Consider the following 12994-nt stretch of genomic DNA (forward strand, 5'->3'; position numbering starts at 1 on the left):
GTGGACAACTTCGGGGTGGCCGCCGACTCTGTTTTGTCAGATGAACCTTCTTTGTGGATCTGACCCTGCTGCAGCAGGTTCATCTGGATGAAGCAGGTTCACCTGCGTGGGCGGGCCTGCGGAGTGGGCGGGGCCTGTGGATGGCGCGGGGCCTGTGGATGGGGCGGGCGCGTCGGTGACGACGAGTGCACCCAGATGCTGCAACGCCCCCGCCGGATCAATCCGGCGGGGGCGTCCCGTATGGCGGAGGATACGAGATTTGAACTCGTGAGGGCGTGAACCCAACCCGCTTTCCAAGCGAGCGCCATAGGCCTCTAGGCGAATCCTCCGTCGTCCAGCATAACCGAGGTCATGCCCCAGAGGCCAACTGGCCCTCGCCCGACCGGGGGAACAGCCTCGCGAGTTCCTCGACCGTCCTTGCGAGCAGGTACCCGGACGCGCGGTAGAGCGCCGTCTGGGCGCCTTCCACCACCAGCTCCGCCAGGCGTGGGGCCCAGCGCGCCAGGTGATCGTGCACGAAGCGCGCCACGGCGTCCACCAGGGCAGCCTGGCCGCCGACATCCCCGCCCTCGGACGCCCGGAGCGCCGCGACGCAGAGTTCGCCGATGAAGGCCAGTTCCAGCCCGATGTGATCGTCCGGCTCCTGGTTGACCGCCCCCAGCACGTCAGACGGTGCCGCATCGACCACCGACGCCCGGAGCTCATCGAGGTCTCGGTGATCGGGACTGCGTGGCATCCTGCCCCGTTGATGCCATCACTGTGACCGGGCGTCTGGGCTGGGAGCCGGTGATCGCGGGCCGACCGATCCCGCTCGCCAGACTCGACACCAGGGAATGCGACAGGTGCCGGGCGACCATTCCGCGGGGGCAGTCCCACTGCGATCCCTGTCGCCGACGCGTGGCCGAACCGTTCCGGGCACACCTGCCCGAACACGTCCGCGCCGCCCTCCCGCAGCACTGGCGGGATCGGCTGGGCTGACGGCCGTTCGACCCCCTTGGCCGGGTGCCCTACACTGGATGAAGGTCCCTCGTGCGGCGATATCTCGCCCAACCCCCCCAGGGTCGGAAGACAGCAAGGGTAAGTGAGCTCTTTCGGGTGCGCGGGGGGCCCCTTCATGTCTCCAGCCTTCGCCCCCGGGTCTTCCTGGCGTCTGGACTGCGCCCCTCCGCCTTCACCGGTTTGCCCGGGTTCCATGCTCCTGCTTGCGGTATGTCCGAGCAGGTACAGACAACTCAAGCAAACGCGCCTGGGGGGTGGGCGAGCGGTGGCCGAGCGGCCATCCGGCCGTTGCCGGCTCACCCTGCGTCCACAGGCGGCAAGCCCTGTCATACCCCTCGTCTAGAGTTGCCGACGTGGACGACACCTACGACGACAGCGACGACCCGGAGGTCGAGCCCTGGGACGAACCGGGGGAGGGCCTCTTCGACGAGCCGGTCACCCAGGAGGGGCCGGGTCTCTTCGACGACGAGCCTGACGAGGCCTCCGTTGACGCTGCCGTTGCCCCCGCTGGCGAGCCCGCACTCGAAGTCGCCGACGAACCGGCCCATGCTGCCGCGACACCACCCCAGCCCGAGCCGCAGCCGCTCGCAGCGCCCAGCTCGAAGCCCCGAGCGCAGCGTCCCACAGAAGAGGTCGCGGCCCCGCTGGCGCTCTACCGCCGCTACCGCCCCGACACCTTCGACGAGGTGATCGGGCAGGAGCATGTCACCGAACCGCTCAAGCGCGCGCTGACCAACAACAAGGTCAACCACGCCTACCTGTTCAGCGGCCCGCGCGGTTGCGGCAAGACGACCTCCGCGCGCATCCTGGCCCGCTCGCTCAACTGTGAGCAGGGCCCCACGCCCGTCCCGTGCGGGAAGTGCCAGAGCTGCCTCGACCTCGCTCGCGGCGGCCCCGGTTCCATCGACGTGATCGAGATGGACGCCGCCTCCAATGGTGGGGTTGAGGACGCCCGTGACCTGCGTGAACGCGCCTTTTTCGCGCCGGTCCAGAGTCGCTACAAGATCTACATCGTCGACGAAGCGCACATGGTCACCACGGCCGGCTTCAACGCGCTGCTGAAGCTGGTCGAGGAGCCGCCGCCGCATGTGAAGTTCATTTTCGCGACCACTGAACCGGAGAAGGTGATCGGGACCATCCGTTCCCGCACCCATCACTACCCGTTCCGGCTCGTCCCGCCGAAGGTGCTGGTCAACCACCTCTCCACGCTGTGCCAGAAGGAGATGGTGAACGTCGACCCGGAGGTGCTGCCGCTGGTGGTCCGCGCAGGCGCGGGCTCGGTGCGTGACTCGCTCTCTGTGCTCGACCAGCTGCTCGGTGCCGCCGGGGAGCACGGCGTGGAGTACGAGTCAGCTGCCGCGCTGCTGGGCTACACCCCGGACGCCCTCCTGGACGAGATCGTGGACGCCTTCGCCGCGCGCGATGGTCGGGGCGTCTTCGCGACCATCGACAAGGTCATCGAGGTCGGCCAGGACCCACGGCGCTTCGCCGAGGACCTGCTGCACCGCCTGCGTGACCTGGTCATCGTCGCTGCTGTTCCGGACGCGGTGAGTTCCGGCCTGATCGAAGTCTCCGGCGACCAGGCCGAACGCCTCAGCCTGCAAGCGGCCGCCATGGGAGCCGGCGAACTCACCCGCGCCGCCGAGGTCATCGCCGAGGGGCTCACGGAGATGCGCGGCACCACCGCCCCCCGCCTCCACCTGGAACTGATGTGCTCCCGCGTGCTCCTGCCAGGGGCCGACGTCGATGATCGCGGCATCCACGCCCGGCTGGAGCGGCTCGAGCGCCGCCTGGCCGAGGGCGGCGTGCCCGTCACCCACCGTGAGGAGCAGCCCGCCCCCGAGCCTCGTCAGGAGTGGACCGACACCCGTCCTGCGGCGCACGAGCAGCAGACACCGCCGACCCAGCAGCCCGAGCGACCTGCACAGCCTGAGGGGCCACCAACCCAGCCAACCGCGCCGCCCTCCCAGGACGCGCCGCGTCAGCGACCGGCCCGGCAGCGCCCCGCCCAGCCCCCGCCATCGCGGGGGGAGAACCTCCCCGAGAACGTGGTGGCCCTGCGGGGCGGCCAGCCGTCGAACTCGGCCCCCGCGGGGACCATCGACACCGCCCGCATGCGCCAGGAATGGCCGCGCGTGCTGGATGAGGTCCAGAGGCGGCGCAGGTTCACCTGGATCCTGCTCAGCCAGAACGCGCAGGTCGCCTCGGTCGAGAACGGCGTGCTCACCCTCGCCTTCGCCAACCCCGGCGCCCGCGACCGTTTCAACAGCTCCGGCTCGCACGACCTGCTTCGGGATGCCATCGTCGAGACCCTCGGCGCCGACCTCAAGATCATCACCACCGGCGACGGCGACGGCCCGCGCGGCCCGTCGGGGAACGCCAGCGGCCCGAGCCAGCAGCGACACCACCCCGAGCAGCGGACGCAACAGCACGCGCCGCAGGAGCGTCCGCTGCACCCGCACGAGCCCCCGCCCCACGATGACGAGGTGCCGCCGCCTCCCGACGAGGAGCCTGAGCCGGAGCAGCCCCACCGCTTCAGCGAGGCCGCCCGGGCGGCAGCACGTCAGCCCTTGACCCAGACCAACGGCGCCCAGGCGCGCCCTGAGGACGCCGGGGAGTCGCGCGATGACGTGGAGCTCGACGAGGCCGGCGACGATGCCGTCGAGCTGATCCTGCGCGAGCTGGGCGGGGAGATCATCGAGCAGGAACAGCGTTAACCCCGAGCGTCCCCTCCACCGACCTGCGACACCACACGCCTCCTACGATGGGGGCACCACCACCGAAAGGATCCGCATGTTCCCCGAAGGCATGGACATGAACGCCCTGCTCCAGCAGGCCCAGGCGATGCAGGCCCAGATGGCCGAGGCGCAGCAGAAGATGGCGTCCACGGAGTACACCGGTTCCGCCGGCGGCGACCTGGTCAAGGCGACCGTCACCGGCACCGGCGAGCTGACGGCGCTGTCCATCAAGCCCGAGGCCTGCGACCCGGAGGACACCGAGACCCTCGCCGACCTGGTCATCGCTGCCGTCCGCGATGCCAACGGTCAGGCCCAGCAGGCAGCCGCGGCCGCCATGCCGCAGATCCCGGGCGGCCTGGGCTTCTGAGCCCAGCAACCTCCCAGCCCGGGCCGAACAGGCTCAGGAATTCACATAGCGGCGACCATCGAGTGCCCGGCCGAGGGTGACCTCGTCGGCGTACTCGAGGTCGCCACCCACCGGCAGGCCGCTGGCCAGGCGAGACACCTTCACGCCCATCGGCAGCAGCAGCCGTGACAGGTAGGCAGCGGTCGCCTCGCCCTCGACATTGGGGTCGGTGGCCAGGATGACCTCCTCCACCGTCCCGTCGCCCAGGCGCATGCACAGTTCACGAATGTGCAGGTCAGCGGGGCCACGCCCATCAATCGGCGAAATCGAGCCCCCCAGCACGTGGTAGAGGCCGCGGAACTCCCGCGTCCGCTCGATGGCCATCACGTCCTTGGACTCCTCGACCACGCAGATCGCCGTCGCGTCACGACGCGGGTCGCGACAGACCCGGCAGCGCTCGTCCTCGGAGACGTTGAAACAGACATCGCAGAACTTGGCCCGCGCCTTCACCTCGCGCAGGGTGTCGGCCAGGTGGTGCACATCCTCCACCGGCGCATCAAGCAGGTGGAAGGCGATCCGCTGGGCACTCTTGGGGCCGATCCCGGGCAACTGGCCCAGGGCATCAATCAGGTCCTGGATCGGGCCTTCGTACACGTCATCTCCTGCGGTGGGGCGTCCCCATGCCGGTCGCGGCAGGGCCCGCCCAGTCTACGTCGCCGACCCGACGCTTCCGGCCGCCGCGCGCGCTGCCTCCACGGCAGAACGGATCCCGGAGGGGTCCTCCGAGCGCCCCGCATCAGTCGGGTTCGCCGCCACCGCGTCCCGAGCCACGGACGCCTCCACCCCGGCGAGCAGTGAGACCAGCGCCACCCGCACCTCCCCGCCGCTCGCCTCGAGTGCTGCCGCACAGGCAGCAGGGTCGGCGTCGGTGGCCTGCTGCAGCATCCGCACCGAGCGCGCCTTGAGCTTCTCGTTGGTCGGCATCATGTCGATCATCAGGTTGGAGTACGTCTTGCCCAACCGGATCATCGCCGCCGTCGACATGGTGTTGAGCACCACCTTCTGAGCCGTCGCGGCCTTCATCCGCGTCGACCCGGTGACCACCTCCGGCCCGGTGTCGGGCAGGATCGCCACATCGGCGAGCTCGGCGAGCGGGGCATTCGGGTTGGACGAGACCAGCACCGTGCCCAGCCCGCGCTCCCGGGCAGCGGCCAGCGCCCCGCGGACGTAGGGCGTCCGACCGCTGGCGGCCAGACCGATGATCAGGTCGTTGTCGCCAGCCCCGCTCACGACCTCGGCGCCGGAGTCGGCATCGTCCTCGGCGCCCTCGACAGCCTTCACCATCGCACCCGCACCGCCGGCCAGGTGCCCCTGGAACTGGTCGCTGCCGACGTGGTAGGTCGGCAGCAGCTCGACCGCATCCAAGATGCCCATCCGGCCCGAGGTCCCGGAACCGACGTAGTGGACGGTGCCCCCGGCTGACAGGCAGGCGATCACCAGGTCGGCGGCCCGCGCGATGTCGGCGGCCACGGCCTCCACTGCCCCGTGCACGGCGGCGTCTGCGGCGACGATCCGTTCCACGACCTGCGCAGTGGGCAGGGTGTCGATGTCGACGGTGTCCGGGCTGCGCTGCTCCGTGGACCAGGTGAGCTGCTCGGGGTTGGTCATCAGGTGTCCTCTCTGACGATGACAAGCTCTGCCAGCTCTGTCATGTGACTCACGTTCAGTGGTTCATGGGTCGGGGGTGCATGGGTCGGGGGTGCAAGGGTCGGGGGTGAACAGTTCAGGGGTGTGGCGGGGGTGAGCGACCCCAACACGCGGGTGGCCCGTGCACCGGTGACCGGGCCCTCCGTGCCCGACACGGTGCCGGACAGCCCGTGCACTGCAAGCCAGCCGAGCAGGGCGAAGAGCACCGACTCCTTGGCCTGGGACGGCACACCAAGCTGGTCGCTCCGTGCACACTGTATTCCCGACAGCGCCTCCAGGCGGCGCATCAGAACAGGGTTTTTCGTGCCACCCCCGGACGCCACCAGCCGCTCGATGGCCCAGCCTTCCGCCCGGGCGCGAGCCAGGGCGTCGGCCACGCTGCGCGCGGTCAATTCGGCAACCGTGGCCATCAGGTCGGTGGGGGAGAGCGGCCCGATACCGGCCAGCCGGTCGCTGAGCCAGCCCAGATGGAAGTACTCCCGCCCCGTCGACTTCGGCATCGGCTGCGCGAAATAGGGGTCGGCGATCAGTGCCTCCAGCGCGCCGTGGTCCACAGCCCCCGAGGCCGCAATCCGGCCCTCGGCATCATGCGGCAACCCGAACTCCCGCATCGCGAGGGCGTCCATCAAGCAGTTCGCCGGGCCGGTGTCGCCACAGAGGACCCGCCTGCCGTCCACCAGGGTCAGGTTCGCGATCCCGCCCAGGTTCAGCGCCGCCGACTGACTTCCGCGCAGCCACAGGGCATCCAGGGTCGAGGCCAACGGAGCCCCCTGCCCGCCGGCGGCGATGTCGGCCGAGCGCAGGTCGCTGACCACTGGCAATCCGGTGGCCTCGGCCACCCACGCCGGGTTGCCGATCTGCAGGCTCCCACGGGTCACACCACCTTCCACCCAGTGGAACAGTGTCTGCCCGTGCATCGAGACGAGGTCCGCCGGGCCCAACTCCTTCAACGCCGCGACAGCTGCCCTCGCATAGGCCTGGCCCATGTCGGTGTCCAGCCGGCACCACTGTGCCGGCCCACCGCGTTCGACATCACCGGAACCGCCCGGAAGAACCGAGAGCAGTTCCTCCCGCAAGGCGTCCGGCATCGACATCTCGCGGAAGCCGACCACACGCGCAGACAAGGTCGCACCCTGCACAGAGAACTCGACCAGGGCGGCATCGATCGCGTCCACCGAGGTACCCGACATCATGCCGAGGACACGCAGGTCATCGCGCTCGCCACGAGCCCGGTCAGGGGTCGGTCGGGAGGGAGATGCCACAGTGAACTCCGCTTCTTGGGTTCACCCTCTCGTAGGGAACCCCTTTACCTCAGGTGATGAAGGAAGGTTACCCCCGCCCCCTATCGGGGTCAACGACTCTCGCCGCCAAGGGTATGGCATACCTGAAATGACGGGCCAAACTGATGAGCAGGAAACTTTCCCCTACAGCCGGAAGCACGCGAAAATGCTTGACATTGATCTCGAGGCGGGCCTACGCTCGAGGGCAACCGGCGACACGGGTGTCGCACCCCGAGGGTGAGCGCAAGCAGGGCGCCTCCCCGGGAGCTTGAGGACTTGGGAGGAACGATGATGTTGACCAAGAGGGCTTGGCGCAAGGCGGCCACCGTGGCGCTCGCGGCAGCGATGCTGGCCACCTCTGCCTGTGGCAGCAACGACGACAAGGGCAAGGGTGGGGAAGGCGGGAGCGGACCGACCCTGGCCATCTTCTCCGGCTCCCAGACCCCCATCGTCGCCAACTTCAACCCCTACTCGCCCACGGCCCTGCCGGGCACGCTCGGCTCCATCTATGAGCCGCTGTTCTTCTACAACAAGGCCAAGGTCGGCGACCCGATGCCGATGCTCGGTGAGAGCTTCGAGTGGTCCAAGGACGGCAAGTCCCTGACCGTGAAGCTCCGCAAGAACGTGAAGTGGAACGACGACAAGCCCCTCACCGCTGACGACGTCATCTACTCCTTCACCAACGAGGCTGTGAAGCTCGAGTACGTCAACGAGGTCAAGAAGGTCGACGACAACACCATCGAGTTCACCTTCAAGGATCCGCAGTTCACCAACGAGTACGCCCTCCTGGGCGCGACCTACATCGTCCCCAAGCACGTCTTCTCCTCGCAGAAGGACCTGGTCACCTTCACCAACGCCACGGACCCGGTCGGCACCGGCCCCTTCAAACTGAAGGCCATCACCGACGCCTCCTACAACGTCGTGAAGAACGACAAGTACTGGGATCCGGAGCGCCCCAAGATCAAGGAAGTGCAGTACCTGGGCATCGACGGCAGCTCGACCGCAGAGTCGCTGTTCAAGGCGAACCAGCTCGACTACTCGACCATGTTCGTACCCGACCCCAAGACCCTCACGGGCAATGGACGCCTGGGGTACCTGCACATGAGCTCTCCCAACCCGATCAGCATCCTGACCTGCTCCAACGCCGAGTACGGTTGCAAGGGTGCCCAGACCGACAAGGCCGTCCGCCAGGCCTTCAGCAAGGCGCTCAACCGGGACGAGATCAACAAGAAGGCCTACTACGGTCATGCCAGCCTCGCCGCTCCCACCTTCACTCTGCCCGGGCGTGACGAGAAGTGGATCAAGGACGGCCTGCCCAAGCTGGTGCCGGGCTCGGCCGACGTCGCCGGCGCCAAGAAGATCCTCGAGGACGCCGGTTACAAGCTAGGCTCCGATGGCATCTACGCCAAGGGCGGCCAGAAGGCCTCTTTCACCGTCGCCTCCGTGGAGGGCTGGTCGGACGCCAATGCTGCCGGTCAGTTGATGGTGGCCCAGGCCAAGGCGGCCGGCATCCAGGTCAAGGCCGAGACCGTGACCCTGGACCAATACACCGAGATGCGCCAGAACGGCAAGTTCGAAATGATCATCTCCGCACTGTTCGGCACCCCGGTGTCCGACCCGTACACGCTCTACCTGAACTACTTCACCACCCAGGCGACCACCAAGGTCGGCACCGCGCTCGGCCCCAAGCAGACCAACTTCGCACGCTATGCCAACCCGAAGGTCGACGAGGCGGTCAAGAAGGCAGCCCAGACCAACGATGAGGGCATCAAGAAGGAGGCCTACGCGGTCATCCAGCAGGCGATCGTCGAGGACGTCCCCTACATCCCGATGTTCCACGGCGGTTCGCAGACCTTCTTCAACCAGAAGGACTTCCAGGGCTGGCCCAGCGAGGAAGACCTCTACGCCTTCCCCGCCTCCTGGGATGGCCTGCAGGCCGCCTACGTCCTGTCGAAGGTGAGCTACAAGTAAGCCGACGTCGGCCGGGGCAGCCTGCCTGAGCCCCCGGCCGGCGTCCACCCCACCATTCCAGCAGCAGGGCCCAGCTGTTCCAGGCTGGGCCCTGCCGCGTGGGATCCCTGTCCATCCACCTGTGAGAAGGACCCATTCCCGTGAAGTATTATGCGCGCCGGATAGCGTTCTATCTGGTCACCCTGTGGGCTGCGATCTCGCTGAATTTCCTGTTGCCGCGCCTGATGCCCGGCGACGCCCGGTCGATCTTCATCGACAAGTTCATGCGACGCGGCGGTGAGATCACCCCCGCCATGGAACGCTCGATCGACCTCGTCTTCGGTGAGAAGGACGCCTCCCTGTGGGAGCAGTACGTCCGTTACTGGGGCAACCTGCTCAAGGGCGACCTGGGCGTCTCGATCACCAAATACCCCACACCGGTCAGCGACCTCATCTCCGATGCCCTGCCCTGGACGCTGATCCTGGTCGGCACCGCCACCATCATCTCGTTCTTTCTGGGGGTTGGCATTGGCGCCTATGCCGGGTGGAAGCGTGGCACCATCGCCGATGCGCTGATCCCGGGCATGACGCTGCTGCAGTCGGTGCCCTACTTCTGGGTGGCGCTGATCTTCGTCGCCTACTTCTCGGTCGCCCTGGGCTGGTTCCCGATCATCGGTGGCTACTCCCTGCGTGACTTCCCGGCCGGCCCCGAATGGAGCTGGGCCTTCATCGGCAGCGCCGTCTACCACGGCGTCCTGCCCGCGGTGACGATCATCATCGCCTCGGTCGGCGGCTGGGTGCTCGGCATGCGCAACATGATGGTCTCCACCCTCTCGGAGGACTACGTCGTCACCGCCGAGGCCAAGGGCCTGACCAAGGGCCGCATCTTCACCTGGTACGCCACCCGCAATGCTGCGCTGCCCTCGATGGCCAGCTTCGGCATCACGCTGGGCTTCGTGGTCGCAGGCTCCATCGTCATGGAGCAGGTCTTCACCTACCCCGGTGTCGGCAAGCTCATGATCAACGCGGTGCAGGACAAGGACTACGCGCTCATGCAGGGCGTCTTCCTCGTCATCACCGTCACCGTGCTGGCCGCCAACTTCCTCATGGACCTCATCTACGGCCTGATCGATCCGAGGGCGCGAAACAATGTCTGATCCCACCACGAACCCCGCAACCCTCATCGAGGACGCCGTCCCGGTCGACCAGGCGGTCGAGTCCGCCACGCCCACCGCCCCCGGCGCGGACGGCCGCAAGACCGGCCCCCGCAAGGTCCTGGGCCTCACCCTGCCCCGGATGGACTTCAAGCTCGCGTTGGGGCTGTTCCTGACGATCTCGATCGTGCTGTTCGCCCTGTTCGGCTCCTTCTTCACCCAGGATCCGCGCAGCTACGACAACGGCACCTTCGAGCCGCCGAGCGGCTCCCACCTGCTGGGTACCAACAACCTGGGCGCCGACCTGCTCGCCCAGGTCGCCGAGGGCGCCCGCGGCTCGCTGCTGGTCGGCCTCACAGCCGGCTTCATCGCGGTCACCCTGTCGCTGTTCTTCGGCATCGTGGCCGGCTACATGGGTGGCTTCGTCGACGAGCTGCTCTCGCTGATCACCAACATCATGCTGGTCATCCCCGGCCTGCCCCTGGTCATCGTGATCGCCTCCTACCTGCAGAACCGCTCGATGTGGCTGATCGCGCTGGTGCTCGGCTTCACCTCCTGGGCCGGTGGCGCCGTCGTGCTCCGCCTCCAGGCCAAATCCCTGAGGACGCGAGACTACGTGGCAGCCTCCCGGGTTGCCGGCGAGAAGACCCACCGCATCATCCTGGTGGAGATCTTGCCGAACCTGCTGCCGCTGCTGGCCGCCATGTTCCTGTCCGCCGTGGTGCTGGCGATCCTGTCCGAGGCAGGCCTGTCCTTCCTCGGTCTGGGCCCCTCAGGGGCGATCACCTGGGGCACCATGTTGAACCAGGCCTCCCAGCACAACGCCTTCCACGTCGGGGCCTGGTGGTGGTTCGTTCCTCCGGGTGCGCTCATCGCCCTGCTCGGCTGTGGTCTTTCCCTGATCAACTTCGCCATCGACGAGACCATCAACCCCAAGCTGCGCAATGCCCCGCAGGCTGTGCGCAGCGTGCGCCGCGCCGAGAGGGAGGCCCGTCGCAACGCCCGAGCCAAGGCCCTGGCCGGCGCCCGGGGTGCCTCGGGTGCATCCGTCGCCGACCGCGCGACCGCGACGGCGTCCACCACTGAGGAGGAGACGCGATGAAGCCGCTCACCACCCCGGCCCACGACGCCTACCTGGCCGCGCGGACCCCGGTGCTGACCGCCGACCACATGACCATCGAGTACGAGGTCACCCCGCCGGTGCGCGCCGTGAAGGACGTCTCCCTCACCCTGCACCGTGGCGAGATCCTGGGCTTGGCCGGAGAGTCCGGCTGTGGCAAGACGACGCTGGCCTATGGCCTCAACCGGCTGCTCAAGCCACCGGCCATGCTGCACGACGGGCAGGTCACCCTGCACGACAAGGACGGCACCGACATCGACGTGACCGGCCTGGTCGACGACGAGCTGCGCCGCTTCCGCTGGGACAAGGTCTCCATGGTCTTCCAGGGCGCGATGAACGCCCTCAACCCGGTGATCTCGATCAAGGCGCAGCTGTTCGACGTCTTCTCCACCCATCGCCCCGACATGACCAAGGCTGAGAAGAAGGCGGCCGCCGAGGAACTGCTGGAGATGGTGGGCGTGGACAAGTCCCGCCTCACCGCCTACCCCCACGAGCTCTCCGGCGGCATGCGCCAGCGCATCATGATCGCCATGGCCCTGGCCCTGCGCCCGCAGGTGATGATCATGGATGAGCCCACCACTGCCCTCGACGTGGTGGTGCAGCGCGGGATCCTGCGGGAGATCATGCGCCTGCGCGAGCAGTTCCATTTCGCGGTCATCTTCATCACCCACGACCTGCCGATGCTGCTGGAGATCTCCGATCGCGTCGCGATCATGAAGGAGGGCGAGATCGTGGAGATCAACACCGCCGAGGAGATCTACGAGAACCCCCAGCACGACTACACCAGGAAGCTGTTGAGCTCCTTCCCGTCATTGCTGGGTGAGCGCGGCGGGTTCGTTCGCTCCCACGAAGGAGGCACCTCCGATGACGCTTGAGGTCACCGACGTCACCAAGAAGTTCAAGATCCGCAAGGGGCTGAAGTCCTCCGACCTGGTCGCGGTCAACAACGCGTCCTTCAGCATCGAACCGGGCCAGACGGTCGCCCTGGTGGGGGAGTCCGGATCGGGCAAGTCCACCATCGCGAAGATGATCCTGCGCCTCGAGCGTCCGACCTCCGGGTCGATCACCCTCGACGGGGTCCGGTCCACCGCGCGCGGCGAGGAGGCCAAGAAGTACCGCAACCTGGTCCAGATGGTCTTCCAGGACCCGTTCGCCTCGCTGAACCCCTACCACACCATCGCGCACCACCTTGAGCGTCCGCTGCTCATCCACCACAAGACCAGGGGACGCGAGGAGACTCGCGCCAAGGTCGAGGAGCTGCTGGCTCGCGTGAACCTGTCCCCGGACATGGCTGACCGGCGTCCCCATGAGCTGTCGGGAGGCCAGCGCCAGCGCGTTGCCATCGCCCGCGCCCTCGCTCCGGGTGCCCGCTACCTGATCGCCGACGAACCGGTCTCAATGCTGGACGTCTCGATCCGGCTCTCGGTGCTGAACCTGCTCGCTCGGCTGCAGCGCGAGGAGAACCTGGGCGTCCTCTACATCACCCACGACCTGGCCACGGCACGACACTTCTCCGACGAGATCATGGTCATGCTCAAGGGCAATATCGTGGAGCGAGGACCGTCCGACGAGGTCATCCTCAACCCGCAGCATGACTACACCCGGACCCTTCTGGACGCCGCTCCAGACCCGTCCCACCACGGCCGGATGAAGCGCCAGGTGCACGATGAGTACCTGGCCACCACAGGGAGCTGACGCGA

General features: G+C 67.8%; 11 protein-coding genes, 1 tRNA gene and 1 other RNA gene. 8 read left to right on the plus strand and 5 right to left on the minus strand.

The window, feature by feature from the left end:
• Positions 1-241 precede the first annotated feature (241 nt).
• Together M3G03_RS01490 and M3G03_RS01495 are read right to left on the minus strand one after the other, a co-directional pair.
• Positions 242-329 (minus strand) — tRNA-Ser (locus M3G03_RS01490).
• 20 nt (positions 330-349) lie between these two features.
• The gene (locus tag M3G03_RS01495; RefSeq protein WP_259807570.1) at positions 350-736 is read right to left on the minus strand and encodes a molecular chaperone TorD family protein; all 387 of its coding nucleotides are present in this window, start codon (positions 734-736) and stop codon (positions 350-352) included.
• A gap of 282 nt (positions 737-1018) precedes the next feature.
• Here M3G03_RS01495 and ffs point away from each other — a divergent pair.
• From ffs to M3G03_RS01510, 3 genes are all read left to right on the plus strand, one after another.
• Positions 1019-1115, plus strand: an RNA gene (gene ffs / locus M3G03_RS01500) — signal recognition particle sRNA small type.
• 207 nt (positions 1116-1322) lie between these two features.
• Positions 1323-3716, plus strand: a complete 2394-nt coding sequence (locus tag M3G03_RS01505; RefSeq protein ID WP_396121859.1) for a DNA polymerase III subunit gamma and tau — start codon at positions 1323-1325, stop codon at positions 3714-3716.
• A 76-nt stretch (positions 3717-3792) separates the two neighbouring features.
• Complete coding sequence (locus M3G03_RS01510; RefSeq protein ID WP_259807572.1) at positions 3793-4104, plus strand: YbaB/EbfC family nucleoid-associated protein; 312 nt, start codon at positions 3793-3795, stop codon at positions 4102-4104.
• Between the two features lie 33 nt (positions 4105-4137).
• Here the strand turns inward: M3G03_RS01510 and recR are convergent, their stop codons facing one another.
• The 3 genes from recR to M3G03_RS01525 are packed head-to-tail and all read right to left on the minus strand — an operon-like array spanning position 4138 to position 7052.
• Entirely contained in the window at positions 4138-4737 is a 600-nt protein-coding gene (gene recR / locus M3G03_RS01515; protein ID WP_259807573.1) for a recombination mediator RecR, read from the minus strand.
• A 54-nt stretch (positions 4738-4791) separates the two neighbouring features.
• Positions 4792-5751, minus strand: coding sequence for an N-acetylmuramic acid 6-phosphate etherase (locus M3G03_RS01520; protein WP_259807574.1), 960 nt, complete (start codon positions 5749-5751; stop codon positions 4792-4794).
• On the minus strand, positions 5751-7052 hold the full coding sequence (locus tag M3G03_RS01525) for an anhydro-N-acetylmuramic acid kinase (protein WP_259807575.1): 1302 nt from the start codon (positions 7050-7052) through the stop codon (positions 5751-5753). Before M3G03_RS01525 ends, M3G03_RS01520 begins: the two co-directional genes overlap by 1 nt.
• 309 nt (positions 7053-7361) lie before the next feature.
• Here M3G03_RS01525 and M3G03_RS01530 point away from each other — a divergent pair, with 309 nt between their 5' ends.
• The 5 genes from M3G03_RS01530 to M3G03_RS01550 all read left to right on the plus strand — a co-directional run bounded on the left by M3G03_RS01530 (position 7362) and on the right by M3G03_RS01550 (position 12989).
• A complete protein-coding gene (locus M3G03_RS01530; protein WP_259807577.1) occupies positions 7362-9041 on the plus strand; it encodes an ABC transporter substrate-binding protein in 1680 nt (559 codons plus the stop codon).
• Between the two features lie 140 nt (positions 9042-9181).
• The gene (locus tag M3G03_RS01535) at positions 9182-10177 is read left to right on the plus strand and encodes an ABC transporter permease (RefSeq protein ID WP_259807579.1); all 996 of its coding nucleotides are present in this window, start codon (positions 9182-9184) and stop codon (positions 10175-10177) included.
• Positions 10170-11276 (plus strand): ABC transporter permease, encoded by a 1107-nt coding sequence (locus M3G03_RS01540; protein WP_259807580.1) that lies wholly within the window; start codon positions 10170-10172, stop codon positions 11274-11276. The genes M3G03_RS01535 and M3G03_RS01540 overlap by 8 nt, the downstream gene beginning before the upstream one ends.
• Positions 11273-12169, plus strand: coding sequence for an ABC transporter ATP-binding protein (locus M3G03_RS01545; RefSeq protein ID WP_259807582.1), 897 nt, complete (start codon positions 11273-11275; stop codon positions 12167-12169). Before M3G03_RS01540 ends, M3G03_RS01545 begins: the two co-directional genes overlap by 4 nt.
• Positions 12159-12989 (plus strand): ABC transporter ATP-binding protein, encoded by an 831-nt coding sequence (locus M3G03_RS01550; RefSeq protein WP_259807583.1) that lies wholly within the window; start codon positions 12159-12161, stop codon positions 12987-12989. Before M3G03_RS01545 ends, M3G03_RS01550 begins: the two co-directional genes overlap by 11 nt.
• Positions 12990-12994 lie beyond the last annotated feature (5 nt).

Origin of the sequence: Aestuariimicrobium sp. p3-SID1156 (assembly GCF_025144225.1) — a bacterium.
Classification (GTDB): domain Bacteria; phylum Actinomycetota; class Actinomycetes; order Propionibacteriales; family Propionibacteriaceae; genus Aestuariimicrobium.